Here is a 24,555-nt window from a genome sequence, read left to right on the forward strand (position 1 = left end):
TCTGTTTCGCGCTCCAGTCCGGCGGTACCTCGCCGCGACCGATCGCCTCGTTCTCATCGCGCCGGTTGCGCTGAATCGGCACCGTCACGATGCTCGCGTCGATGATCTGGCCACCCCGCGCAATGAATCCCGCCTGCGCAAGCTGCCGGCCCACCGCTTCGCTGATATCGCCGATCAGATCCTGCTTCTTGAGCCGCTCGCGCCATACCCACAACGTCTTGGCATCCGGCACTCGACCACTTTGCTCAAGACCGGCGAAGCGCTGGAAACTCGCCCGATCCAGCAACTGATACTCCATCGCATCGTCCGACAAGTTGTACAAGTTCTGCACAACCAGCAACCGGATCATCAGCTCCGTCGGATACGGCGGACGACCGCCGCGACCGGCATCGCCGATCACCAGCTTTGCATCGACCGCCTTGGCCAGCGCCGCGAAGTCGATGTGCCGATCCAACACTTGCAGCGGGTCGCCCAGCCGGTCGCGCTTGGCCGAGCGTTCTTCTCCGGCGAACAGGCTGATCATGCTTGGCTTACCTCGCTAGGGCGGCGGCTACGAACCTACGACAATGCGGGAGGTTTTTCGAGGTGCCCCGAAGCGCCGCTTCAGGGTCGACGCCGATAATGAGGTGCACGTGATTGCTCATACCGCGTACGCGTAGATCGCGACGGCGAACTGCGCCGCAAGGGCGAAGATGCGTTCCTCGATCCCGCGCTTGCGATGCGAGTAGTCGTTGCCCGTCAGCGGATCCACGCCACACAGCCACGCGCGCCGAACGCAGCGCGAGACAACATGATAGGTGCCGGCGGTGTGCGCATCGACTATGTGCATTCGAGCGATCGTCATGCCGACAGGATCGCGCGAAGTCCACGGCCGCGCATCGGCCGGACGCTTTGAGATGTCTCGGATTCTTCCGGCCTCGGATTCTTCCGAACTTTGGGTGTCCGAAGTCGCACACAAACCAGGCTTAGCCGGGCTACAAACCTGGGCGCTTCCGGAAACCCCAAACCCAATTCCGAACGCGCGGACCGAAGCTATCCAAAATACAACTACAACGAGGAGTGTGGATATTTATGTGCGCCAAACCGCTGACGCGCGCCACGCTTATTATCGGCGCCCTCGTATCTAGCACGACGTGGAGCCAAGAATTTCCAGAGTTGCCGACGCAGGAAAAAATGGAGCTGTCGAAGTTGAACGACCTTGGCAGACTGGCAGGAATCGGAGTGCTGGTCGCGTCAAATGTCGACGCCGGATGCCGGCATTTCGCAATGGCAACGAGCACCAGCTCCGGTCTTCCCGTTTGGAATGTCGTTCTGTATACAGGCGAACTAAAAGGCAAGATGTTAAACCGAGTCCTTTGGGCCACGAGTATTCAGAACATTTCGAACCTGGAATTTGAAGGTGATGTCTTCAAAGCGGTGGTGGCCGGAGACCGCGAGATAGCGTTGAGCTTCCGAACTCATAATTGCGGCGGGTAGACCAATTTAGCGCTCTACGGAACTCACTTCGAAAAGGTTGGGCGTGGGCTTCCCGCGCCCAACTCGGGTCAGAAATCCTCTAGAAATCGACTGTGGTGGGCGCCATTTGCTCGCGCGCCATCGACCGAAGTCACCACAACCCCGAAATCCCCGCAATCCCCTGCCCACCCAACGCCCGCGCGCGTTCAACGTCCTCTTGACGCATCCCACCCAACGCATAAACCGGCGCCGTGCTCGCCGCGCAGAAGCGTTCGAACGCGTTCCAGCCGGCCGGCATCGCGCCGGGGTGGCTCGCGGTCGCGGCGACCGGCGCAAACGCGATGAAATCCACATCGAGCTTTTGCGCCAATGCGAGTTCTTCCGCGTCGTGGCACGACGCGGCAACCCACCGCTGTCGCGACAGCGGCCGTTCGTCGAGGCGTCGCAACTGCGCCGCCGTCAGGTGCACGCCGTCGAGGCCGAGTTCTTCGACGAGGTCGAAACGGCTGTTGATCAGCAGTTGCCCGCCGGCGGCGCGTACGCGCCGCAGCGCTTCGCGGGCGAGCGGGATCAGGCGCGCTTCGTCGAGCGCTTTCGCGCGCAGCTGCACCAACCGCACGCCGCGGTCGAGCGCCGCGTCGAGCCGGTCGAGGAACGCCGCGTCGTCGTCGCCAGGTTCCGGCGTCACGAGATACGTCGGCGGCAGATGTAGCGCGTGGATCACCGGGTGGTCAGCCGCCGGCATTTCGTCGGGGTCGAGCGACAACAGCGGCATCCACTTCAGCGGCTGGCCTTCGCACGAATGCGGCACGCCGTGGAAGTCGTCGACGCGGTAGACGTCGAGCAGGATCGTCTTGCCGGGATAGCGCCACGGCACGGCGATGAGGCGCGTCGCGTCGCCGATGTCGACGCCGATCTCTTCGCGGATTTCGCGGCGCAGCGCGTCGATCGGGTCTTCGCCCGGCTCAACCTTGCCGCCCGGAAATTCCCAATAGCCGGCGAGGTGCTTGCCGGGCGGGCGCTGCGCGAGCAGCACGCGGCCCTCGGCGTCGACCAAGGCGGCGGCAACGACATGGATCATGCCGGTCGTCGATTCGGCGTCGAGCGTCGCGTTCATGCCGCGCGCTCCGAATGACTCCCTCTCCCCCAAGCTCGCTTGGGGGAGAGGGTCGGGGTGAGGGGGTGGCGTGTCGCGCTGCGTCGATATCGACGAAGCACCCGACGTCGCCCCCTCACCCAACCCTCTCCCCGCGCGAGCGCGGGGGAGAGGGCTTTTCAGAGCCCCCTCTGCCGTCGGCAGAGGGGCGTCTACTAGGGTCCGGGCCCATCAGGCGAGCCTGCCGTGGCACTGTTTGTACTTCTTGCCCGAGCCGCACGGACACGGATCGTTGCGGCCCACCTTCGGGCCGTCGTGCGTCACGTCGACCGGGCCGGTCGCCGCAGCGGTCGCGGCCAGGAGTTCGCCTTCGCTCGCGAAACCGCTCGCTTCGGCATGCGCGAAGTTCAGCGGCGCCTGCTGCTGCGCGCGGCGCTGCTCGTCTTCGAGCTGCTGCATTTCGTTTTCGCTGCGGATGCGCACCCGCGCCAGCAGCATCGTCGTTTCGTTCTTGATGCGATCGAGCATCGTCTGGAACAGCTCGAACGATTCGCGCTTGAACTCCTGCTTCGGCTGTTTCTGCGCATAGCCGCGCAGATAGATGCCCTGGCGCAGGTAGTCCATGCTCGCCAGGTGCTCCTTCCAGCAGTTGTCCAACGTGTTGAGCATCACGTGCTTTTCGAGCGCGCGCATGACGTCGGAACCGAGCATCGCCTCGCGTTCGCGGAAGTAGCGGTCGACCGCCTGCTGCACGTGCTCCTGAACGTCCTTCGCGTCGGCTTCCTGCTGCGTGTTGAGCCACGCGCGCAGGTCGAGTTCGATGCCGAAGTCGTCGGCGAGCTTGCGCTCGAGACCGGGGATGTCCCACTGCTCGTCGATCGAATGCTCGGGCACGAACGAGCGCGAGATGTCGGCGAACACGTCGTTGCGGATCGCGAGCGCGGTGTCGGCGAAATCGTCCTGGTCGAGCAGTTCGTTGCGCTGCTCGTAGATCACCTTGCGCTGGTCGTTGGCGACGTCGTCGAATTCGAGCAGGTTCTTGCGGATGTCGAAGTTGTGCTGCTCGACCTTGCGCTGCACCTTTTCGATCTGCCGGCTGACCATGCGGTCTTCCAGCGCGTCGTCTTCCTTCATGCCGAAGATCTGCATCCACTTCGATACCCAGTCGGGCGAGAAGATGCGCATGAGGTTGTCTTCGAGCGACAGATAGAAACGGCTCGAACCCGGGTCGCCCTGGCGGCCCGAACGGCCGCGCAGCTGGTTGTCGATGCGGCGCGATTCGTGGCGTTCGGTGCCGACGATGTGCAGGCCGCCGGCGGCGAGCACTTCGTCGTGGCGCTTTTTCCACTCGTCCTTGATGCGGTTGCGCTCGGTCTCTTTCGCGTCGGCCGGCAGTTCGGCGAGTTCCGCCTCGAGGCTGCCGCCGAGCACGATGTCGGTGCCGCGGCCGGCCATGTTCGTCGCGATCGTGACCGCGCCCGGACGGCCGGCCTGCGCGACGATGTGCGCTTCGCGCTCGTGCTGCTTGGCGTTGAGCACCTCGTGCTTGACGCCTTCCTTCTGCAGCATGCGCGACAGGAATTCCGAGGCTTCGATCGACGCGGTGCCGACGAGCACCGGCTGCTTGCGCTTCTGGCACTCGCGGATGTCTTCGACGATCGCGTTCCACTTCGGCTGGTGCTTCAAGAACACGAGGTCCGGCGAATCCTTGCGCACCATCGGGCGGTGCGTCGGGATCACCACGCATTCCAGGCCGTAGACCTGCTGGAATTCGTACGCCTCGGTGTCGGCCGTACCGGTCATGCCGGCCAGCTTTTTATACATGCGGAAATAGTTCTGGAACGTGATCGTCGCGAGCGTCTGGTTTTCGCGCTGGATCGGCACGCCTTCCTTCGCCTCGACCGCCTGGTGCAGGCCGTCGGACCAACGGCGGCCGGCCAGCGTGCGGCCGGTGAATTCGTCGACGATGATGATTTCGCCGTCGCGCACGATGTAGTCGACGTCGCGCTGGTACAGCGTGTTCGCGCGCATCGCGGCGTTCAGGTGATGCACCACGACGAGGTGCTTGGCGTCGTACAGGCCCTCGTCCTCGCCGATGATGCCTTCCTTGCGCAGCAGCTGTTCGGCGTGCTCCATGCCCTCTTCGGACAGGTGCACCTGCTTCTGCTTTTCGTCGACCCAGTAGTCGCCGCCGCCGTCTTCCTTCTCCTGACGCGCGAGCTTGGGCACGATGCGGTTGATCTTGACGTACAGCTGCGGCGATTCCTCCGACGGACCGGAGATGATCAGCGGCGTGCGCGCCTCGTCGATCAGGATCGAGTCGACTTCGTCGACGATCGCGTAGTTGAGGCCGCGCTGGTAGCGCTGTTCTTTCGACAGCGCCATGTTGTCGCGCAGGTAGTCGAAGCCGAATTCGTTGTTCGTGCCGTAGGTGATGTCCGCGGCGTACGCGGCGCCCTTGTCGGAATGATTCATGCCGGGGTAGACGACGCCGACGCTCATGCCGAGGAAGTTGTACAGCTTGCCCATCCAGCTCGAGTCGCGCCGCGCGAGGTAGTCGTTCACCGTCACGACGTGCACGCCCTTGCCTTCGAGCGCGTTGAGGTACACCGGCAGCGTGCCGACGAGCGTCTTGCCCTCGCCCGTGCGCATTTCGGCGATGCGGCGCTCGTTGAGCACCATGCCGCCGATCATCTGCACGTCGTAGTGGCGCAGGCCGAGCACGCGCACCGACGCTTCGCGGACGACCGCGAACGCCTCGGGCAGCACGTCGGTCAGCGTCTGGCCGTTTTTCAGGCGCTCCCGGAATTCCTCGGTCTTGGCGCGCAGTTCGGCATCGCTGAGCTTCTGCAGTCCGGGCTCCAACGCATTGATCTGCACCACGGTTTTCTGGAGCTGGCGCAGCACGCGTTCGTTGCGGCTGCCGAAAAGGCTCGTCATCAGACGGTTGAACATGGGAGATCAGACACTCGCGAAGGTGGATCGGGCTGCGGCGCCCCCCGAGGGCACGCGCAGAAGAAACGAAAGCGCCGTGGCCGTCCGCGGACGGCGCAACGACGACCGGCAATGATAAACCGGCGGCGGCGCTCGAAAAAGGAGGATGGGTCGCGCGGGCGGCGATTCAAGGTGCGCGCCGGCGCTGGCGCGGACGGCCGGGGGCCGTCCGCGCGGGGCGATATCAGCCCTTGCGCTGGCTGCGCACGTAGGCGATCGGGTTGACCGCGCGGCCGTTGAGCCAGACTTCGAAATGCACGTGCGAGCCGGTCGAACGGCCGGTCGAACCGACCTTGGCGATCGTGTCGCCGACGCGGACGCGCTGGCCGACGGAAGCGACATTGCTCGAATTGTGCGCATAGCGGGTCATGTAGCCGTTGCCGTGGTCGACCTCGACCACGTTGCCGTAGCCCGGCCGCGTGCCCGACCACGTCACGACGCCTTCGGCCACCGCATGGATGTCGGTGCCGGTCGGCGCGTCGAAGTCGATGCCCGCGTGGAACGCGCTGGCGCCGTTGAACGGATCGGGACGGCCGCCGAAGTAGGACGCGATATAGCCCGAATCGACGGGCATGCCGGTCGGCAGCAGATTGGAATCGACCTTGCGGTCGAGCAGAAGGTTTTCCAGCACTTCGAGCTGCGCCTGCTGGCGGCTGAAGCGGTCTTTCAGCTCGTCGATCGAGCCTTGCAGCTCCGGTGCGGCGGCGTGGCCGACCATCTGGCTCTCTTCCGGACCGCCGATCGCGGGCGCCTCGGCGAAGTTGAATTCGCCGTCGTCGAGCTTGCCGGCGCGCGTCAGGCGTTCGCCGAGCGCATTCAGGCGTGTCGCCTGGGCCTGCAGTTCGCCGAGTTTGACGGCCAGCGCGTTGAGATCGCGCTGCGTGACGGTCTTGAGCTTGTCGAGTTCCTGCAGTTGCGCCGAGCTTTCTTCGCGCAGTTCGCGCACTTCGGCGATCGTACGGGCCTTGGGTCCGGCCACCAGATAGGCGACGCTGACCCCGACCAGTGCGCAAGCCACGGCGGCGGAGCCGAGGATCGCGCAGCATTTCAAACGTGTACGCCAATTTCCGAGATCGATGGTCTTCGGTACAGCGTGCGGCTTGGCGACGATTATGATGTTCATGCCAGTTTTTGTCTGCCTAGGTTTCCGCGATGCAATCCAAACCGCCAGTCGCCTCAACACGACGCTCGCAGTCCGGCCCCAAATCCGTCGGCGAGAGTTTCCCCGTCGCGGCGCTCATGGAGCGTGCGCGAGCGTTGGAAACGCTGGATATTCAATTGCGCCTCGCGCTTCCCCCTGCCGTCCGCCCGCATTGCTGCCTGGCCGACGTCAAGGATGGACGCGTTGTTTTTCTGGCGAATTCCTCGGCCTGGGCGGCGAAGCTCAAGCTTCACCAGACCCAGATCCTGGCCGAAGCACGCAGGGTGCTCGGCAAGGAGTTCAAGTCCTTCACCGTCAAAGTGGCACCCTTGCCGTCCGTTCCCCCGGAAACGACAAGGCGGAAGCCTCTTTCCCACACCACCGCCGAGCATTTGAAGCAGGCGGCGCTGACTCTGGCAGACCCCGAATTAAGGGCCCTTTATCTGCGACTGGCATCCCTTGCCGAAGATTCTTAGTTCCTGGGCGCGGCGTCCTTCGCCGCACCACCGGGTGCGTGGCTGCACACCCCGGTGGTTCGTTTCCTACAGCGCCTGGGCAGGATGGGCGTAGGAAATGGGCGCGGTGGCGGGGTCGTCGAAACAGACCTCTTCCCACGCGCTTTCATCCGCCAGCAGCGTACGCAGCAGGCGATTGTTCAACTGGTGTCCCGACTTGTGGCCGTAGAACGCGCCGATGAGGCTGTGTCCGAGCAGATACAAATCGCCGATCGCGTCGAGGATCTTGTGTTTGACGAATTCGTCCTCGTAGCGCAGACCGTCCTCGTTGAGGACCCGATAATCGTCGAGCACGATCGCGTTGTCCATCGATCCACCCAGGACGAGGTTACGTTCCCTGAGCATTTCGATATCGCGCATGAAGCCGAACGTGCGCGCACGCGAGACTTCCTTGACGAACGAGGTGGTCGAGAAGTCGATTTCGGCGACCGACGTCTTCTTCGTGAAGATCGGGTGATTGAAATCGATCGAGAAGCCCACCTTGAAGCCGTCGAACGGCTCGAAGCGCGCCCACTTGTCGCCGTCCTGGACGCGCAGCGGCTTCTTAATGCGGATGAAGCGCTTGGCCTTGTCCTGTTCTTCGATGCCCGCCGACTGCAGCAGGAATACGAACGGACCGGCGCTGCCGTCCATGATGGGCACTTCGGAGGCCGAGAGGTCGACATAGGCGTTGTCGATGCCGAGGCCGGCCATCGCGGAGAGCAAATGTTCGACCGTCGATACGCGCGTCGTTCCTTTGACGATCGTGCTCGACAGGCTGGTGTCGCCGACGTTTTCGGCGCGGGCGTGGATTTCGACCGGGGTCGGCAGGTCGACGCGGCGGAACACGATACCGGTGTCGACCGCAGCCGGGCGAAGCGTCATATAGACCTTCTCGCCCGTGTGGATGCCTACGCCTGTCGCCCGGATGACGTTCTTGAGCGTGCGTTGTCTGATCATTCTTTTTTTAACCCCTGGGGCAGGAGCCAACAAAAACGGGTCGGATGCTAGCACAGGGCTTTATGACAGAAAAGCAAAACGACGCGCCCGGCCCACAAGTCTGTGGCTAATTTACAACAACTCGTGCCCGCGGCTGACGAAGCGTCGAAAGTTGCAAATGTCGTACCGGCGTGAAGACCCGACCGCCCGGGCATGGTTCCACGAAGCCCTGGATCGTTGCAAACCGTAACGTGCGTGAAGGGCGAAAAGCAGGCGGCATGCGGTGCGCATGCCGCCCGATCGGAGGCGGGATGGCAGCGACGGCGGCGCCTTTCGCCGTCGCCGTGCGATGGTTTCCGGTCGCGCAGGGGATGCGCCGCCGGCCGCGGCTTGCGCCGCGGGTTGTCGAAATTGCGCACGGGGCGTCACGCCCCGCGCACGTCAGTCGGCCTGCCGACGCAGGAACGCCGGAATGTCGAGATAGTCCATCGCCGGCTCCGCCGAAGCCGCCGCTTCCGCCACCGTCGCCTGGCGCGCGGCCGGACCCGCGACGCGGACCTGCGGCTGCGCGTAGTCGACCACTTCGTTGCCGGTGCCGGTACGCAGCACGAGGCGCGGACGCAGCGTCGGTTCTTCCTTGTGATGACGCGGCGACGCCACACGCGCCGCGGCACGGTTGAGGCCGGTCGCCACAACGGTCACGCGCACCTCGTCCTGCAGTTCCGGATCGAGCGCGGTGCCGATCACCACGGTCGCGTCTTCGCTGGCGAAGCCGTGGATCACCTGGCCGATCTCGTCGAACTCGCGCATCGTCAGGTTCGGGCCTGCCGTCACGTTGACGAGAATGCCGCACGCACCGGCGAGGTTGACGTCCTCGAGCAGCGGATTGTTGATCGCCGACTCGGCCGCGGCCACCGCGCGATCGTCGCCGCGCGCCGAACCCGTGCCCATCATCGCCATGCCCATTTCGGACATCACGGTGCGCACGTCGGCGAAGTCGACGTTAATGAGGCCGGGACGCGTGATCAGGTCGGCGATGCCCTGCACCGCGCCGAGCAGCACGTCGTTGGCCTGCTTGAACGCCGACAGCAGCGTCACGTCGCGGCCGAGCACGGTCAGGAGCTTCTCGTTCGGCACGGTGATCAGCGAATCGACGTGCTGGCCGAGATCCTCGATGCCCTTGAGCGCCACCTGCATGCGGCGACGGCCTTCGAACGGAAACGGCTTGGTGACCACCGCGACCGTCAGGATGCCCATTTCCTTGGCGAGCTGCGCGACCACGGGTGCGGCGCCCGTGCCCGTGCCGCCGCCCATGCCGGCGGTGATGAACACCATGTCGGCGCCGGTCAGCATCTCGACGATGCGTTCGCGATCTTCGAGCGCGGCCTGGCGGCCGACTTCCGGATTCGCGCCGGCACCGAGGCCCTTGGTCACGTTCGCGCCGAGCTGCAGCGAGAACTTCGCGCCGCTGTTCTTGATCGCCTGCGCGTCGGTGTTCGCGCAGACGAAGTCCACGCCCTCGACGTGCTGCTGCACCATGTGCGCCACGGCGTTGCCGCCGCCGCCGCCGACGCCGATCACCTTGATCACGGCGTTCGGAGCCAGTCTTTCTACGAGCTCAAACATAGTTTTTCTCCCATCCTCCGGTTTATACGAGCGGGTCGTTCTCGCCGCTCGGCGCTCCTTGCGCCGCCGGCTCTGCGAAGAACAGGCGCGTTCTTCGGTTGCGATGCCTGCGCATCGCGCCACGGCTCCTGCCATGGCCCTCCTACCCCGTCCGGCGCATCAGGGAACGCGCCGGTCGCCACGTTCTGTATTTTTCTAGAAATTTCCTTTGAACCAGTTCATCACCTTGCTCCAGGCGCCGCCGACGCGCGCGACGCCCGTGCCCGGCGGCCTGCGCACCGCTTCGCGGCGCGCGCCGTACAGCAGAAGGCCCACGCCGCTGGCGTGAATCTGATTGGAGACGACGTCGGACAGACCGCTCACGTGCTGCGGCACGCCCAGGCGCACCGGCATGTGGAAGAGTTCTTCGGCGAGTTCGACCACGCCTTCCATCTTCGCGCCGCCGCCCGAGAGCACGATGCCGGCGCGCGTCAGTTCCTCGAGGCCCGAGCGGCGCAGTTCGGCCTGCACCATCTCGAAGATTTCCTCGTAGCGCGGCTGCACCGCCTCGGCGAGCGTCTGGCGCGCGAGGCGCCGCGGCGGACGATCGCCGACGCTCGGCACCTGGATCGTTTCTTCCGCGGTCGCCAGCTGCGCCAGCGCGCACGCGTAGCGGATCTTGATTTCCTCGGCGTTCGCGGTCGGCGTGCGCACGAACTGCGCGATGTCGTTCGTCACCTGGTCGCCGCCGATCGGCAGCGCCGCGGTGTGGCGGATCGCGCCCTGCGTGTAGATCGCAAGATCGGTCGTGCCGGCGCCGATGTCGACGAGACACACGCCCAGATCGCGCTCGTCCTGCGTCAGCACCGCGCGCGCCGACGCGATCGCCGACGGCACCAGTTCGTCGACCGCGAGGCCGCAGCGCTGGATGCACTTCATGATGTTCTGCGCCGCGCTCGCCGCGCCGGTCACGAGATGCACGCTCGCTTCCAGGCGCACGCCCGACATGCCGACGGGATTGCGTATGCCTTCCTGCCCGTCGATCAGATATTCCTGCGGCTCCTTGTAGAGCACCCAGCGGTCGCCCGGGATCGCCAGCGCGCTCGCGGCGTTGAGCACGGCGTCCAGATCGGCCACGGTGACTTCGCGCTCGCGGATCGGCGCGGTGCCGTGCGAGTTCTCGTCCTTGATGTGGCTGCCCGAGATCGACGCGTACACCGAGCGGATTTCGCAGCCGGCCATCAGCTCGGCCTCCTCGACCGCGCGCTGGATCGACGACACCGTCGATTCGATGTCGACGACCACGCCGCGCTTCAAGCCGCGCGACGCGTGCGAACCGACGCCGATGATCTCGACCGGATCGCCGGGCAGGTATTCGCCGACGATCGCCACGGTCTTGGACGTGCCGATGTCGAGGCCCACGATCAGCGATTTCTCGTTCTTGCGGTTCATGCGTCAGGCGTCTCCGGTCGGTGCCGCGGGCGCAGGCGCTGGCTGCGGGGCCGGCGGCGCGTCCGCGGCCGTCGGCCACTTCATCGCGAAGCCGTTGCTGTAGCGAAGATCGGCGTATTCGAACGTGCCGACGTGTCCCGCCGCGACGCGCGGATACACCTCGACGAAGCGCTTCAGGCGTTCGGCCGCCTGCTCGGTGCCGAGCACGATGCGCGCGCCGCTGTCGAGCACGACGGTCCAGCTGCCGCGCGCGGACAGGTCGACGCCGGCGACCGCGAGGCCCGAGCCGGTCATGAGCTTGCCCGCGTCGGCGTGGAAGCGGATCACGTCGCCGAGGCGATCGTCCGGACCCGACAGCTGCGGCAGTCCCTGGATCAATTCCACACCGGGAACTTTGAAAATCTTGCCGTCGCGGCCGATCAGGCGGTCGGGGCCCCAGTGCGCGTACGGACGCTGCTCGTACACGCGCAGCACGATCGTTTCGGGCCACAGCTTGCGCGCCTCGACCTTCTCGACCCACGGCAGCTGCGCGACCGCGCGCTGCACTTCGGCGAGATCGACCGCGAAGAAGCCGACGCCGATCGCCGGCGCCGCGGCGGCGCGAATCTGCTCGCCGCTGACGTTCGCGAACTCCGCCTGCATTTCGAGCTTGCGCACCGGCCAGCGGTCGGCCGCGAACCACCCGTTGAGCAGGCCGACGAGCGGCAGCGCAACGAGCGTCAACGCGATCGACCACGCGGTCATGCGCAAGACGAAACCGCCTTTCATGTCGCCTCCCTCGCGAAACTCGTTTCGAGAATCCGCCAGCACAGGTCTTCGAACGAGATGCCCACGGCGCGGGCCGCCTTCGGCACGAGCGAGTGGCTCGTCATGCCCGGCGTCGTGTTCACTTCGAGCAGGTAGTTGTTGCCCGCGCCGTCGCGCATGAAGTCGACGCGGCCCCAGCCCGACGCGCCGGACGTCTCGAACGCGGCAAGCGCCAGCGCGCGCATGTTGCGCTCGGCGTCGCCGTCGAGGCCCGGGCACAGGTACTGCGTGTCTTCGGCCACGTATTTCGCGTGGTAATCGTAGAACTCGCCCTTCGGCACGATGTGGATCGACGGCAGCGCCTCGCCGTCGAGAATGCCGACGGTGTATTCGCCGCCTTCGATCAGCTGCTCGATCAGGAGCTCGCCGTCGTAGCGCGCCGCGAGTTCGATCGCGGCCGGCAGGTCGTCGGCCGAGTACACGCGCGTGATGCCGACGCTCGAACCTTCGTGCGACGGCTTCACCACGACCGGAAACCCGAGCGCCGCGATCGCCTGCGCGATGTCGTCGCCCTTCTTGAACGCGGCGAAGCGCGGCGTCGGCAGGCCGCGCGCGATCCACACTTCTTTCGTGCGCACCTTGTCCATCGTCAGCGCCGAGCCGAGCACGCCCGAGCCGGTGTACGGCACGCCGAGCGACTGCAGCGCCCCCTGCAGCACGCCGTCTTCGCCGCCGCGGCCGTGCAGGATGTTGAACACGCGCGCGAAGTGGCCGGCGCGCAACGCGTCGAGCAGCGCCGGAATGCCGTCGACCGGATGCGCGTCGACGCCGCGCGCGCGCAGCGCCTCGAGCACGTTGCGGCCGGAGTTCAGCGACACCTCGCGTTCGGCGGAGTTGCCGCCGAGTGCCACCGCGACGCGACCGAACAATTTGGGATCAGCGATGCGCATCAAGAAACCTTCGTCTTCAGTTCGCCCCGCGCGGCGATGTCCACCGCGCTCGCGCCGATGTCGCCGGCGCCCATCAGGAGCAGGAGATCGCCGTCGCGCAGCAGCGCCGGCAACACGTTCTTCAGATCGCGCGGGTGATCCACCAGCACCGGATCGACCTTGCCGCGCGCACGTACGGCACGCGCCAGCGCGCGCGAATCGGCGTTCGCGATCGGCGCCTCGCCGGCCGGATACACCTCGCTGAGCACCAACACGTCGACGTCGGCCAGCACCTTGGCGAAGTCGTCGAGCAGGTCGCGCGTGCGCGAGTAGCGGTGCGGCTGGAACGCGACCACGAGCCGCTTTTCGGGCCAGCCGCCGCGCGCCGCGGCGAACACCGCGGCGAGTTCGCGCGGGTGATGGCCGTAGTCGTCGACCACGAGCGCGCGACCGCCGTCGTCGAGCGCGACTTCGCCGCGCGCCTGGAAGCGCCGGCCCACGCCCTGGAACTGCGCGAGCGCGCGCTGGATCGCGTCGGCGTCGACCCCGAGCTGCCACGCGACCGCGATCGCCGCGAGCGCGTTCAGCACGTTGTGCCGGCCCGGCAGGTTCAGCGTCACCACCACGGGTTCGTCGCGCTCGGGCAGCACGACGTCGAACAGCATCTGCGCGCCGAACTGGCGCACGTTCGTCGCGCGCACGTCGGCATCGGGATTGTCGATCGCGTAGGTCAGCACCGTGCGCGGCGTGGCGCGCGCGAGTTCCGCCACTTCCGCGTCGTCGACGCACAGCACCGCGAGGCCGTAGAACGGCAGGCGGTGCAGGAAGTCGGCGAACGCCTTCTTCACGTTGTTGAAATCGCCGCTGTAGTTTTCAAGATGATCGGCGTCGATGTTCGTCACGATCGCGATCATCGGCGAGAGCATCAGGAACGAACCGTCCGACTCGTCGGCCTCGGCCACGAAGTATTCGCCGGTGCCGAGCTTCGCGTTCGCGCCGGCCGCGGTCAGCTGGCCGCCGATCACGTACGTCGGATCGAGGCCCGCCTCGCCGAGCACGCTCGCCATCAGGCTCGTCGTGGTCGTCTTGCCGTGCGTGCCGGCGATCGCGATGCCGCGGCGAAAGCGCATCAGCTCGCCGAGCATTTCCGCGCGCGGCACGACCGGAATGCGCCGCGCGTTCGCCGCGGCGAGTTCGGGATTGTCCTTCCTGATTGCGCTCGACACGACGATCGCGTCGGCGTCGGCGACGTTCGCCGCGTCGTGCGTGCGGTCGACGCGGATGCCGAGCGCGGCGAGGCGGCGCGTCGTCGCGGTGTCGGCCTTGTCCGAGCCCGACACGTCGTAGCCGAGGTTGTGCAGTACTTCGGCGATGCCGCTCATGCCGACGCCGCCGATGCCCACGAAGTGGACGCGGCGGAACGCGTGCATGATGTCGTCGTGCGGAGCGAGGCGGCGCGGGGTCATGCGGCCACCTCCAGGCACACGTCGGCGATCGCCGCCGCGGCATCGGGCTTGGCGAGCGTGCGCGCGGCCTCGCCCATGCGCACGAGCTGCGCGCGATCGCCGAGCAGGCGGGCGAGTTCGCGCGCGAGCGTCGCGGCGTCGGTGTTCTTTTCCTGCAGCAGCACCGCGGCGCCGGCCGTGACGAACGCCTCGGCGTTGCGCGTCTGGTGATCGTCGACCGCGTGCGGAAACGGCACGAGGATCGCGCCGAGGCCTGCCGCCGCGACTTCCGCGAGCGTCAGCGCGCCGGCGCGGCACACCACGAGATCGGCCCACGCGTACGCGCCGGCCATGTCGTCGATGAACGGTTCGACCGACGCGGCGACGCCCGCTTCGGCATACGCCTTGCGGGCGGCGTCGGCATGCTTGGCGCCGCACTGGTGGCGCACTTCCGGCCGTTCGCCCGGCAGCTGCGCCAGCGCCTGCGGCACGCGCGCGTTCAGCGCCTGCGCGCCGAGGCTGCCGCCGAGCACGAGCAGGCGCGGCGCGCCTGCGCGGCCGGCCAGGCGTTCGTTCGGCGGCGCAATCGCTGCAATCGCTGCACGCACGGGATTTCCTACCCAAGTCAACTTCTGCATTAACGGAAAAGCATCGGCGAAACCGGCAAGCACGCGGCGCGCGACGCGCGCGAGCGCCTTGTTCGTCACGCCGGGCACGCGGTTCTGTTCGTGCACCACGAGCGGAAAGCCCGCGAGCCACGCCGCGATGCCGCCCGGCCCCGCCGCGTAGCCGCCCATCGACAGCACGCTGCGCGGCGCGAGGCGCTTGACCACCGCGCGCGCCGCGAGCACCGCGCGCGCGATGCGCAGCGGCGCCTGCACGAGCGTCGCGATGCCCTTGCCGCGCACGCCGCCGATCGCGATCGTTTCGATCGCGACGCCGGCCTTCGGCACGAGTTCGGTTTCGAGACCGCCGTTCGCGCCGAGCCACACGACCGGCACGCCGCGGCGGCGCAATTCGTCGGCCACAGCGATGCCCGGGAAGATGTGCCCGCCGGTGCCGCCGGCCATGATCAGCACGGGCCTGGTGGAAACGGTCGTCATGCCCAGACTCCCGTTTCCTGCCGCTCGCGCTCGACCGCGGCCGACCGCGCTTCCTCGCGCGCGAGCTCGTAGCTCACGCGCAGCAGCACGCCGACCATCGCGCACGTCATCATCACCGACGAACCGCCGGAGCTGATCAGCGGCAAGGTCAGGCCCTTCGTCGGCAGCACGCCGAGGTTCACGCCGATCGACACCATCGCCTGCAGCGCGATGCACAGCGACACGCCGTACGCGACGTAGCCCTGGAAATACAGCCCGCGCTCGACCGCGCGCGTGCCGAGCATCAGGCCGCGACCGCACAGCCAGCCGAACAGCGCGATCACGAGCACGATGCCGGCGAGGCCGAGCTCTTCGGCGATCACCGCGAGAATGAAGTCGGTATGCGCTTCGGGCAGGTAGAACAGCTTCTGCACCGAACCGCCGAGGCCGACGCCGAACCACTCGCCGCGGCCGATCGCGATCAGCGCCTGCGTGAGCTGGAAGCCGTCGTTGAACGGATCGGCCCACGGATCGAGGAACGACGTGAGGCGCTTGACGCGGTAGTCCTCGGTCATCGCCGCCCACGCGAGCGCCGGCATCAGCGGCGTGCCGAGCAGCACGAGATTGCGCATGCGCGCGCCGCCGAGCCACACCATGCCGATGGTGGTCGCGACGATCAGCGCGGCGGAGCCGAAGTCCGGCTGCGCGAGCAGCAACGCCACGGTGAAGCCCGCGACGAGCACGGGCTTGACCACGCCGAACAGCTTGCGCTGCACGCTTTCGCGATGCCGCACGAGATAGCTCGCGAGATAGCAGATCAGGAGCAGCTTCACCGCTTCGACCGGCTGAAAGCCCGAAATGCCGAGATGAATCCAGCGCCGCGCGCCGTTGATCTTCATGCCGAGCCCCGGCACGAACACCGACAGCAGCAGCACGAACGCGACCAGCAGCAGCAGAAAGCTGTAGCGCTCGACCCATTCGAGTTCGGTGCGCATCGCGATCGTCGCGAGCACGGTGCCGAGCGCGAGAAACACGAGGTGGCGCGTCAGGTAGTACATCGCGCCGATGTGTTCCTGGTCGGCGACCGGAATCGAACTCGACGCGACCATGACGACGCCGAGTCCCGCGAGGCCGAGCGCGGCCAGCAGCAGGCCGCGGTCGTAACGACCGGGCAGCTCGCTGCGGCGCATGGCCTGGGTCTGGACGTCGGTATCGGTCATCAGCGCACCTTCAAGGTCGCAAGACCGATCAGCACGAGCACCACGCTGATGATCCAGAACCGCACGATCACGCGCGGCTCGGGCCAGCCCTTGAGCTCGAAGTGATGGTGGATCGGCGCCATGCGGAAGAGGCGCTTGCCGGTGAGCTTGAAGCTCGCCACCTGCAGCATCACCGACGCCGTCTCGATCACGAACACGCCGCCCATGATCAGCAGCACCAGTTCCTGGCGCACGATCACCGCGATCGTGCCGAGCGCCGCGCCGATCGCGAGCGCGCCGATGTCGCCCATGAACACCTGCGCCGGATACGTGTTGAACCACAGAAAGCCGAGGCCCGCGCCGGCGAGCGCGCCGCAATAGATCACGAGCTCGCCCGACCCCGGAATCGCCGGAATCTGCAGATAGTTCGAAAACACCGCGTTGCCCGCGAGATACGCGAACACGCCGAGCGCCGAGGCGACCATCACGCTCGGCAGAATCGCAAGACCGTCCAGGCCGTCGGTGAGATTCACCGCGTTGGAAAATCCGACGATCATGAAATAGCCGACCACGACGAACAGCACGCCCATCGGCAGCGCGACCTCGCGAAACAGCGGCAGGTACAGCTGCGTCGCGGCCGGCACGTCGGCCGTGTGATACAGGAACAGCGCGGCACCGAGGCCGCCGACCGACTGCCACAGATACTTCCAGCGCGCGGCGAGGCCGCGGCTGTCTTTCAGCACGAGCTTCTTGTAGTCGTCGTAGAAGCCGATCGCGCCGAACACGAGCGTCACGGCAATCACGAGCCACACGTAGCGGTTGTGCAGATCGGCCCAGAGCACGGTCGACGCGACGATCGCCGCGATGATCAGCGCGCCGCCCATCGTCGGCGTGCCGGCCTTCGACAGATGCGACTGCGGACCGTCCTGGCGCACCACCTGCCCGGCCTTCAGTTCGGCGAGGCGGCGGATCATGCCGGGGCCGACGAGCAGCGACACGGCGAGCGCGGTCAGCGTCGCCATGATCGCGCGAAACGTCAAATACTGGAAAAGGCGAAAACCGCTGATGTGCGGCGTCAGCCATTCGGCGAGTTCATGCAGCATGCGAGCTTCCCCATTTCCCAACACGGCCGCGACGACGCGATCCATCGCCGAAGAACGCGACCCTTTCACCAGGCAACGCACTCCCGGCGCGAGTTCGCGCCGCAGGGTTTCGATCAATTCGGATTGATTCTCGTAGTGACGCGCGCCCGGCCCGAACGCGCGGCTCGCCGCGTGCGCGAGCGGCCCCACCGTGAACAGCCGCGCGATGCCGCTCGCCTTCGCCAGCGCGCCGATTTCCGCGTGCAGGCGTTCGCCGTCGGCGCCCAGTTCCTTCATGTCGCCGAGCACGAGCCACGCCTCGCCCGCTTCGAGCGCAAGCGTCGCGATCGCCGCGGCGGTCGAGCCCGGGTTCGCGTTGTAGCTGTCGTCGATCAGCGTCCAGCCCGCGACGCCGACGTGGCGCACGAGGCGGCCCGCCACGGTCGGCGCCTGTTCGAGCCCCGCACGGATCGTCGCGAGCGGCACGCCCAGCGCGATCGCGATCGACGCCGCGGCCAGCGCGTTCGACACGTTGTGGCGGCCCGGCAGCGGCAGGTCGACCGGCGTACGGCCGGCCGGCGTGACGAGCGTGAACAGCGAGCGCTCGCCGAGCTTCACGTCGGCGGCCGTCACGTCGCTGCCCGCGGCGAAACCGAAACGCAGAATCCGGCGCGAACCGGCGAGAGCCGTGAAATAGCGCGCAAACGCATCGTCCGCATTGATCAGCGCGACGCCGTCGGCCGGCAGCGCCTCGTACACCGCGCCCTTCGTCTGCGCGATGCCGTCGACCGTCAGCATGCGTTCGAGATGGGCCGACGCGATGTTGTTGACGAGGCCGACATCGGGCCGCGCGATCGCCGCGAGATACGCGATGTCGCCCGGCTTGCCGGCGCCCATTTCGAGCACGGCGTACGCCGTGTCGGCCGGCATCGCGAGCAGCGTGAGCGGCAGGCCGATTTCGTTGTTGAGATTGCCCGGGTTGACGTGCGTATGCGCGTCGTGGCGCTTGACGATCGACGCCGTGAGCGTCTTCACCGTCGTCTTGCCGTTCGAACCCGTGATGCCGATCACGCGCGCATGGCGCTGCGCGCGCACCGCGCTCGCGAGATCGCCGAGCGCGCGCTCGGTGTCGGCGACGATCACTTGCGGCAGATCGACGTCGACGCGGCGCTTGACGAGCGCGGCCGCGGCGCCGGCCGCCTTCGCCTGGCCGACGAAATCGTGCGCGTCGAACTTCTCGCCGACGAGCGCGACGAACAAATCGCCCGGCGCGATCTTGCGCGTATCGGTGCTGACGCCGGCCAGCGGCACGTCCGGCCCGCTGCGCAGGCCCTGCGTCCACGTCGCGACGTCTTGCAGGCGCAGGCTCATGCGTGCACCTCCAGCGCCTTGCGCGCCTCGATGAGATCGTCGAACGGCAGCTTGCGGCCGGCGATTTCCTGGTACGGCTCGTGACCCTTGCCGGCGATCAGCACGACGTCGCCCGGCCGCGCGGCGCGCACCGCCTGCGCGATGGCGCGCGCGCGGTCGCGCACGACGATCGCGCGCGACGCGTCGGCGAAACCCGCGACGACGGCCGCGGCGATCGCGTCGCCGTTTTCGCTGCGCGGATTGTCGTCGGTGACGATCGCCACGTCGGCCAGACGTTCGGCGATCGCGCCCATGATCGGACGCTTGCCCGCATCGCGGTCGCCGCCGCAGCCGAACACGCAGTACAGCGTGCCGTCGCAGTGCGCGCGCAGGTTCGTGAGCGCCTGTTCGAGCGAATCGGGCGTGTGCGAATAGTCGACCACGACGAGCGGTAGCGCGTCGTCGCCGCCGAGGCGGTTCATGCGGCCGGCCACGGGTTCGAGCCTGGCGATCGTCGAAACGATCGCGTCGAATTCAAAGCCGAGCGCCGCCAGCGTCGCGATGACGCCGAGCAGGTTCGCCACGTTGAAGCGCCCGAGCAGCGCGGTTCGCACCGTCGCCGAGCCCCACGGCGTGACGAGATCGAAACGGATGCCGGCCGTGCTCGTGACGATGTTCGTCGCGCGCACCTGCGCATCGGCGCTGTCGACGCCGGTCGTGATCGACGCGGCGCCTTCGATGCTCGCCGCGAGCGTGCGGCCGAACGCGTCGTCGACGTTGACGATCGCGTGTTTCAGACCCGGCCACGCGAACAGCTTCGCCTTCGCCGCGCCGTAGGCTTCCATCGTGCCGTGGTAGTCGAGATGGTCGCGCGTGAGATTCGTGAACACCGCCGCGCGAAAACCGACCGCGTTGACGCGGCCCTGCTCCAGCGCGTGCGACGACACTTCCATCGCGACGTAGCCCGCGCCCGCGTCGCGGAATTCCGCGAGCATGCCCTGCAGGCGGATCGCGTCGGGCGTCGTGCGCTCGCCTTCGACCACATGGCCGTGCAGACCCGCGCCGAGCGTGCCGATCGTCGCGGCCGTCGCGCCGAGGTGCGTCAGCGCCTGCGCGAGCAGCTGCACGGTCGAGGTCTTGCCGTTCGTGCCGGTCACGCCGACGAGGCGCAGCGCGCGCGACGGTTCGCCGTGGAAGCGCGCGGCGATGCCGCCCGCGCGTTCGCGCAAGTCCTCGAGCCACAGCACCGGCGCGTCGCCGGGCAGCGCGGAAAAAAAGAGGCGGGTGGCGAAGGGGACTCGGCCAGCACGACCGAGGCGCCCCGCGCCAACGCCGCCGGGGCAAACGAGATGCCGTGCGCCGTCGTGCCCTGGAGCGCGACGAACGCCTCGCCCGCGCCGACCGCGCGCGAGTCGAGCGACAAACCGCGCACGGCGATATCGCCGTAGCGACCGGCCTCGGCACCGATCAGGTCGTGCAGCCGCATCGGAGCGCTCATTGCGGCACTCCTTCTTCATAGTTGGTTTCGCCCGGCGCGTAGTCCGGCGCGGCGTTGCCGGCCTCGACCGGCGCCCACGAGCCGTCGCCGTCGGCGTACCAGTGCGCGACGTTGTCGGGCGGAACGTCCAACAGGCGCAGCGCGCCGTCCATCGTCTTCGAAAACGCCGGCGCGGCCACGAGGCCCGCGTAGTACCGGCCCTGCGGTTCGTGGATCACCACCACGCCCACGAGCCGCGGATTCGACGCCGGCACCATGCCCGCGAACACCGACACGTAGCGGCTTTCGTATCCGCCCGCGACGGCCTTGCGCGACGTGCCGGTCTTGCCCGCGACGCGATAGTTGCGCACAGCCGCTTTCAACGCCGTGCCGCGCGGCGTGATCACCGTTTCGAGCATGTCGATCAGCGTGCGCGCGATCGTCGGGTCGAGCACCGCGCTGTCGGGATTGAGCGCGCCCTTCACGAACGTCGGAGGACGCAGCCGCCCGCCGTTCGCGACCACGGCGTAAGCCTGCGCGAGCTGCAGCGGCGTCACGGAAAGACCGTAGCCGTACGAAATGGTCGCCTTCTCGGTGACGCCCCAGCTTTTCGGCGCCGGCAGCACGCCGGCCGACTCGCCCGGAAAACCGCTGCCGGTGCTCTCGCCGAAACCGAAGCGCTTGAACACGTCGTACAGATGCTCGTTCGGCAGCGTGGTGGCCACCTTCACCGCGCCGACGTTCGACGAGAACGTGAGCACGCCGGTCAGATCCATCAGACCTTTATTATGCGTGTCGCGAATCAGATAGCCGCCGACCGATATGTTGCCCGGCGTCGTATCGATCGGCGAGTTCGGCTTCCACTTGCCGCTTTCGAGCGCCGCGGCGATCGTGAACGTCTTCATCGTCGAGCCCGGCTCGATCAGATCGGTCAGCGCGCGGTTGCGGCGGTTCGACGTTTCGCCGTTGTTGATCGCGTTCGGGTTGTACGACGGCTGGTTGACGGCCGCGAGAATCTCGCCCGTCTGCGCATCGAGCACCACCATCGAACCCGACGTCGCGCGCCATTCGAGCAGCGTTTCCTTCAGCTCGCGGTACGCGAGATATTGAATGCGGCGGTCGATCGACAACGCAAGATCGCGGCCCGGCTGCGGCTCGCGCAGCATTTCCACGTTCTCGACGATGTGCCCGAGGCGGTCGCGAATCACGCGCTTGGCGCCCGGCTTGCCGGCCAGCCATTCGTCGAACGCGAGTTCCAGGCCTTCCTGGCCGCGGTCGTCGATGTTGGTGAAGCCGAGCACGTGCGCGGCCACTTCGCCGCTCGGGTAGTAGCGGCGAAATTCGCGCTGCGAATTCACCCCCGGAATTTCGCGCTCGACGATGGCTTTCGCGTCATCCGGATTCAGATGCCGCTTGAGATAGATGAATTCCTTGTCGGCGCGCTGGTCGAGCTTCTGCTTCAGCTGGTCGGCGTCGACGCCGAGCGCCTGCGCCAGTTCCGGCACGCGCTCGGGATGCTGCAGCAGCTCCTGCGGATTCGCCCAGATCGACTCGACCGGCGTCGACACCGCCAGCGGCTCGCCGTTGCGGTCGGTGATCGTGCCGCGCGACACCGGAATCGGCACCTCGCGCAGATAGCGCGCATCGCCCTGGCCCTGATAGAAATCCTTGCGCACCACCTGCAGATCGACCGCGCGCACGACGAGGCCGGTCGACGCGAGCGCGAGCAGCATCAACACGGTCGACAGACGGCCGCGCAGATTCACCGGCCGCGTACGCGTAGCCGCGCGCAAGCCCAGCGCGATGGCGCTGGGCTCGTTCGACGGACGCTTGCGGTTGAGGTTTTTGCTCATCGGCGGATCACGACCGTTTCGGCCGGCAGCGCGCCGACCATGCCGAGCTGGCCGCGCGCGACCTGCTCGATGCGATTGGGTTCCGCCCACGTCGATTGCTCGAGCTGCAGGCGGCCGTATTCGAAATTCATCTCGTCGCGCTCGCGGTTGAGCCGCGTGAGCTCGACGAACAGCGTGCGGCCCTGATGGCGCTGATAGACCACCGCCACGCCGCTCGCGATGACCGCGGCCAGCAGCATCGCGAAGAAAAAGAAGCCGACGCGCTTCATGGCAGCTTCTCCGCCACGCGCAGCACCGCGCTGCGGGCGCGCGGGTTGACGGCAAGCTCGGCCTCGGACGGAAACTGTGCCGACCCGATGGCTTTCAACGTCGGCGCCGCGGCGGCCGGCGCCGGCAGGCCGCGCGGCAGACCGCGCGGCATCGGCGCGGGTTGCGAATGCGTGCGGATGAACTGCTTGACGATGCGGTCTTCGAGCGAGTGAAAGCTGATGACCGACAGACGGCCGCCCGCGCGCAGCCGCGCATGCGCGCCGGCGAGGCCGGTTTCGAGCGCGTCGAGTTCGCCGTTCACCGCGATGCGCAGCGCCTGAAACGTGCGCGTGGCCGGATGCTTGCCCGGCTCGCGGCGGCCGATGGCGCCGGCGACGAGATCGGCGAGGTCGGCCGTGCCGCGCAGCGGTTCGGTCGCGCGGCGTTCGACGATGCGCTTGGCGATGCGGCGGCTCATGCGCTCTTCGCCGTAGGTGTAGAGGACGTTGGCGATGTCAGTTTCGGAGGCGCGCGCGAGAAAGTCCGCAGCGCTTTCGCCCTGCGTCGTATCCATGCGCATATCCAGCGGCGCGTCGGCCATGAAGCTGAAGCCGCGCTGCGGGTCGTCGAGCTGAGGCGACGAAACGCCGAGATCGAGCAACACTCCGTCCACGCCATTCTCCGTCTCCGCCCAATCGGCGAGCGCGGCGAAACTGCCGTGACGCACGACGACGCGGGGGTCGTTCCCGAATTCCGCGCGGGCCGTCGCGATCGCCAGAGGATCGCGGTCCATGAGCAGCAGGCGGCCGTCGGGGCCGAGCTGCCGCAACACCTCGCGAGCATGCCCGCCACGCCCGAAGGTGCCGTCGAGATAGATTCCGTTCGATTTCACGGCGAGCGCTTCCACTGCCTCTGCCAGCATCACCGGGACGTGCTTGAGCGTTTCCGACTTCACCTAAGCTCCCACCCCGCCGATTCCGTTCTGTTCGCTATAGTTTTAGATCCATCATTTCCTCGGTGATGTCGGCCTCGCCGATCACCTGATGGATCTTGGCCAGATGCGCCTGCTCGCTCCAAAGCTCGAACTTCGAGCCCATGCCGAGCAGAACCGCCTTGCGATCGATGCCGACCGCCGCGCGCTGACTGGCGGGAACGAGGATGCGGGCCGCCGAATCGAGCTCGACGTGCGCCGCGGCGCCGACCACCTTCATCTGCATCGCGCGGTGCACGGCCTTGACGCCGGGCAGCGCGTTGACCTGATCGCGCAGCGTTTCCCACTCGCCGACCGGGAAAAGCCACAAAGATCCAAGCTCGAAGGGGTTGTAGGTGAACACCAGGCGGCCGCCGCAGACCTTGGCGATCTGCTCACGAAAGCTCGTAGGCACGGCAAGCCGCCCCTTCTCGTCGATCGTGATGGCGCTCTCGCCCTGGAACACGGCCCCTCCCTCACCCCACAAATTCCCACGATTTCACACCTGGGCGGACAGTAGTCGCGCTCCCACCCCCTGTCAAGGAAAATTTCCGTTACGGATCAAGGGACTTGGGGAAGTTTTGTGAAGTTTTGGGGTGTTTTGTGAGGAAGGCGGGCTAAGGTGTTGTTTCTTGGGGGGATGTTGGGGGTATAGATTGGGAAAGGTCTGCGCGATAAGTTGACGTAATGAGAGGTCGGTCTCACTCCTGTCGGAATGCGCACAATCCAAACGAAGACTTTCTCTAAGCCCTAAATCGACATTCGATAACGTCGAATGCGCCCTTGCCGATCATCTGCAACAGGCGCGGCGCACGCGCCCGCGATCGCGCCGAAGGTGTACGTCGTGCCGCCTAGGCGGCGTGCTTAACCGCTGGCGCTTACTTGACGACACGTCTCGATCGGGCGATCCGCTCCCAATCTCGACCAACAGAATGGACAGAACACTGTCAGTCCTCAGAGTTGCGACCCGACACGCCAACACGCCGTCATCGCACT

Annotated in this window: 20 protein-coding genes and 2 pseudogenes; 2 read left to right on the forward strand and 20 right to left on the reverse strand. The window is 67.0% G+C overall.

What is annotated here, in order from left to right:
- Positions 1–523: transposase (locus tag OD750_RS08440; protein WP_272841887.1), on the reverse strand; the 523-nt coding region annotated here is incomplete at its 3' end.
- A gap of 117 nt (positions 524–640) precedes the next feature.
- Positions 641–844 carry a hypothetical protein gene (locus OD750_RS08445; RefSeq protein ID WP_272841888.1) on the reverse strand — a complete coding sequence of 68 codons (204 nt, stop codon included), beginning with the start codon at positions 842–844 and terminating at the stop codon, positions 641–643.
- A 227-nt stretch (positions 845–1,071) separates the two neighbouring features.
- Between OD750_RS08445 and OD750_RS08450 the strand changes: the two genes are divergently transcribed.
- A complete protein-coding gene (locus OD750_RS08450) occupies positions 1,072–1,476 on the forward strand; it encodes a hypothetical protein (RefSeq protein WP_272841890.1) in 405 nt (134 codons plus the stop codon).
- Between the two features lie 130 nt (positions 1,477–1,606).
- Here OD750_RS08450 and OD750_RS08455 read toward each other — a convergent pair whose 3' ends face one another.
- The 3 genes from OD750_RS08455 to OD750_RS08465 all read right to left on the reverse strand — a co-directional run bounded on the left by OD750_RS08455 (position 1,607) and on the right by OD750_RS08465 (position 6,668).
- Positions 1,607–2,572 carry a Nudix family hydrolase gene (locus OD750_RS08455; protein ID WP_263543901.1) on the reverse strand — a complete coding sequence of 322 codons (966 nt, stop codon included), beginning with the start codon at positions 2,570–2,572 and terminating at the stop codon, positions 1,607–1,609.
- Positions 2,573–2,782: 210 nt separating this feature from the next.
- Entirely contained in the window at positions 2,783–5,506 is a 2,724-nt protein-coding gene (secA, locus tag OD750_RS08460) for a preprotein translocase subunit SecA (RefSeq protein ID WP_263543900.1), read from the reverse strand.
- Positions 5,507–5,729: 223 nt separating this feature from the next.
- Positions 5,730–6,668, reverse strand: a complete 939-nt coding sequence (locus OD750_RS08465) for a M23 family metallopeptidase (RefSeq protein WP_263543899.1) — start codon at positions 6,666–6,668, stop codon at positions 5,730–5,732.
- Positions 6,669–6,697: 29 nt separating this feature from the next.
- Here OD750_RS08465 and OD750_RS08470 point away from each other — a divergent pair, with 29 nt between their 5' ends.
- Positions 6,698–7,162 carry a DciA family protein gene (locus OD750_RS08470; protein ID WP_263543898.1) on the forward strand — a complete coding sequence of 155 codons (465 nt, stop codon included), beginning with the start codon at positions 6,698–6,700 and terminating at the stop codon, positions 7,160–7,162.
- 66 nt (positions 7,163–7,228) lie between these two features.
- On the opposite strand, the gene lpxC is transcribed toward OD750_RS08470, so the two are convergent.
- From lpxC to OD750_RS08545, 15 genes and pseudogenes are all read right to left on the reverse strand, one after another.
- Positions 7,229–8,140 (reverse strand): UDP-3-O-acyl-N-acetylglucosamine deacetylase, encoded by a 912-nt coding sequence (gene lpxC / locus OD750_RS08475; RefSeq protein ID WP_263543897.1) that lies wholly within the window; start codon positions 8,138–8,140, stop codon positions 7,229–7,231.
- 420 nt (positions 8,141–8,560) lie between these two features.
- Complete coding sequence (ftsZ, locus tag OD750_RS08480; RefSeq protein WP_263543896.1) at positions 8,561–9,745, reverse strand: cell division protein FtsZ; 1,185 nt, start codon at positions 9,743–9,745, stop codon at positions 8,561–8,563.
- Between the two features lie 195 nt (positions 9,746–9,940).
- Positions 9,941–11,176: a cell division protein FtsA gene (gene ftsA, locus OD750_RS08485; protein WP_263543895.1), complete on the reverse strand. Its 1,236-nt coding sequence runs from the start codon at positions 11,174–11,176 to the stop codon at positions 9,941–9,943.
- Positions 11,177–11,179: 3 nt separating this feature from the next.
- Positions 11,180–11,944 carry a cell division protein FtsQ/DivIB gene (locus OD750_RS08490; RefSeq protein WP_263543894.1) on the reverse strand — a complete coding sequence of 255 codons (765 nt, stop codon included), beginning with the start codon at positions 11,942–11,944 and terminating at the stop codon, positions 11,180–11,182.
- Positions 11,941–12,873 carry a D-alanine--D-alanine ligase gene (locus OD750_RS08495; protein WP_272841891.1) on the reverse strand — a complete coding sequence of 311 codons (933 nt, stop codon included), beginning with the start codon at positions 12,871–12,873 and terminating at the stop codon, positions 11,941–11,943. The genes OD750_RS08490 and OD750_RS08495 overlap by 4 nt, the downstream gene beginning before the upstream one ends.
- Positions 12,873–14,318, reverse strand: a complete 1,446-nt coding sequence (murC, locus tag OD750_RS08500) for a UDP-N-acetylmuramate--L-alanine ligase (RefSeq protein ID WP_263543893.1) — start codon at positions 14,316–14,318, stop codon at positions 12,873–12,875. The genes OD750_RS08495 and murC overlap by 1 nt, the downstream gene beginning before the upstream one ends.
- Positions 14,315–15,400, reverse strand: coding sequence for an undecaprenyldiphospho-muramoylpentapeptide beta-N-acetylglucosaminyltransferase (murG, locus tag OD750_RS08505; protein ID WP_263543892.1), 1,086 nt, complete (start codon positions 15,398–15,400; stop codon positions 14,315–14,317). Before murG ends, murC begins: the two co-directional genes overlap by 4 nt.
- The gene (gene ftsW / locus OD750_RS08510; RefSeq protein ID WP_263543891.1) at positions 15,397–16,599 is read right to left on the reverse strand and encodes a putative lipid II flippase FtsW; all 1,203 of its coding nucleotides are present in this window, start codon (positions 16,597–16,599) and stop codon (positions 15,397–15,399) included. The genes murG and ftsW overlap by 4 nt, the downstream gene beginning before the upstream one ends.
- Positions 16,599–17,681 (reverse strand): phospho-N-acetylmuramoyl-pentapeptide-transferase, encoded by a 1,083-nt coding sequence (gene mraY / locus OD750_RS08515; RefSeq protein WP_263543903.1) that lies wholly within the window; start codon positions 17,679–17,681, stop codon positions 16,599–16,601. The genes ftsW and mraY overlap by 1 nt, the downstream gene beginning before the upstream one ends.
- 6 nt (positions 17,682–17,687) lie before the next feature.
- Positions 17,688–19,031, reverse strand: a pseudogene (locus OD750_RS08520) (UDP-N-acetylmuramoyl-tripeptide--D-alanyl-D-alanine ligase); the annotation flags it as partial.
- A pseudogene (locus OD750_RS08525) lies at positions 19,028–20,508 on the reverse strand (UDP-N-acetylmuramoyl-L-alanyl-D-glutamate--2,6-diaminopimelate ligase). The pseudogenes OD750_RS08520 and OD750_RS08525, both read right to left, overlap by 4 nt.
- On the reverse strand, positions 20,505–22,220 hold the full coding sequence (locus tag OD750_RS08530) for a peptidoglycan D,D-transpeptidase FtsI family protein (protein ID WP_263543902.1): 1,716 nt from the start codon (positions 22,218–22,220) through the stop codon (positions 20,505–20,507). The pseudogene OD750_RS08525 and the gene OD750_RS08530 overlap by 4 nt, the downstream one beginning before the upstream one ends.
- Positions 22,221–22,336: 116 nt before the next feature.
- Complete coding sequence (gene ftsL, locus OD750_RS08535) at positions 22,337–22,609, reverse strand: cell division protein FtsL (protein WP_263543890.1); 273 nt, start codon at positions 22,607–22,609, stop codon at positions 22,337–22,339.
- Entirely contained in the window at positions 22,606–23,544 is a 939-nt protein-coding gene (gene rsmH, locus OD750_RS08540) for a 16S rRNA (cytosine(1402)-N(4))-methyltransferase RsmH (RefSeq protein ID WP_263543889.1), read from the reverse strand. The genes ftsL and rsmH overlap by 4 nt, the downstream gene beginning before the upstream one ends.
- A 34-nt stretch (positions 23,545–23,578) precedes the next feature.
- Positions 23,579–24,025, reverse strand: coding sequence for a division/cell wall cluster transcriptional repressor MraZ (locus tag OD750_RS08545; RefSeq protein ID WP_263543888.1), 447 nt, complete (start codon positions 24,023–24,025; stop codon positions 23,579–23,581).
- Positions 24,026–24,555: the final 530 nt, after the last annotated feature.

The organism is Tahibacter soli, from assembly GCF_025717065.2.
In the GTDB taxonomy this organism is placed as follows: domain Bacteria; phylum Pseudomonadota; class Gammaproteobacteria; order Xanthomonadales; family Rhodanobacteraceae; genus Tahibacter; species Tahibacter soli.

Bases quoted from the DNA above. Each gene is read 5' to 3' on its own strand.
- OD750_RS08445 (WP_272841888.1), bottom strand. From the start codon at position 844: ATGACGATCGCTCGAATGCACATAGTCGATGCGCACACCGCCGGCACC.
- OD750_RS08450 (WP_272841890.1), top strand. From the start codon at position 1,072: ATGTGCGCCAAACCGCTGACGCGCGCCACGCTTATTATCGGCGCCCTC.
- OD750_RS08455 (WP_263543901.1), bottom strand. From the start codon at position 2,572: ATGAACGCGACGCTCGACGCCGAATCGACGACCGGCATGATCCATGTC.
- secA (WP_263543900.1), bottom strand. From the start codon at position 5,506: ATGTTCAACCGTCTGATGACGAGCCTTTTCGGCAGCCGCAACGAACGC.
- OD750_RS08465 (WP_263543899.1), bottom strand. From the start codon at position 6,668: ATGAACATCATAATCGTCGCCAAGCCGCACGCTGTACCGAAGACCATC.
- OD750_RS08470 (WP_263543898.1), top strand. From the start codon at position 6,698: ATGCAATCCAAACCGCCAGTCGCCTCAACACGACGCTCGCAGTCCGGC.
- lpxC (WP_263543897.1), bottom strand. From the start codon at position 8,140: ATGATCAGACAACGCACGCTCAAGAACGTCATCCGGGCGACAGGCGTA.
- ftsZ (WP_263543896.1), bottom strand. From the start codon at position 9,745: ATGTTTGAGCTCGTAGAAAGACTGGCTCCGAACGCCGTGATCAAGGTG.
- ftsA (WP_263543895.1), bottom strand. From the start codon at position 11,176: ATGAACCGCAAGAACGAGAAATCGCTGATCGTGGGCCTCGACATCGGC.
- OD750_RS08490 (WP_263543894.1), bottom strand. From the start codon at position 11,944: ATGAAAGGCGGTTTCGTCTTGCGCATGACCGCGTGGTCGATCGCGTTG.
- OD750_RS08495 (WP_272841891.1), bottom strand. From the start codon at position 12,873: ATGCGCATCGCTGATCCCAAATTGTTCGGTCGCGTCGCGGTGGCACTC.
- murC (WP_263543893.1), bottom strand. From the start codon at position 14,318: ATGACCCCGCGCCGCCTCGCTCCGCACGACGACATCATGCACGCGTTC.
- murG (WP_263543892.1), bottom strand. From the start codon at position 15,400: ATGACGACCGTTTCCACCAGGCCCGTGCTGATCATGGCCGGCGGCACC.
- ftsW (WP_263543891.1), bottom strand. From the start codon at position 16,599: ATGACCGATACCGACGTCCAGACCCAGGCCATGCGCCGCAGCGAGCTG.
- mraY (WP_263543903.1), bottom strand. From the start codon at position 17,681: ATGCTGCATGAACTCGCCGAATGGCTGACGCCGCACATCAGCGGTTTT.
- OD750_RS08530 (WP_263543902.1), bottom strand. From the start codon at position 22,220: ATGCTGCTCGCGCTCGCGTCGACCGGCCTCGTCGTGCGCGCGGTCGAT.
- ftsL (WP_263543890.1), bottom strand. From the start codon at position 22,609: ATGAAGCGCGTCGGCTTCTTTTTCTTCGCGATGCTGCTGGCCGCGGTC.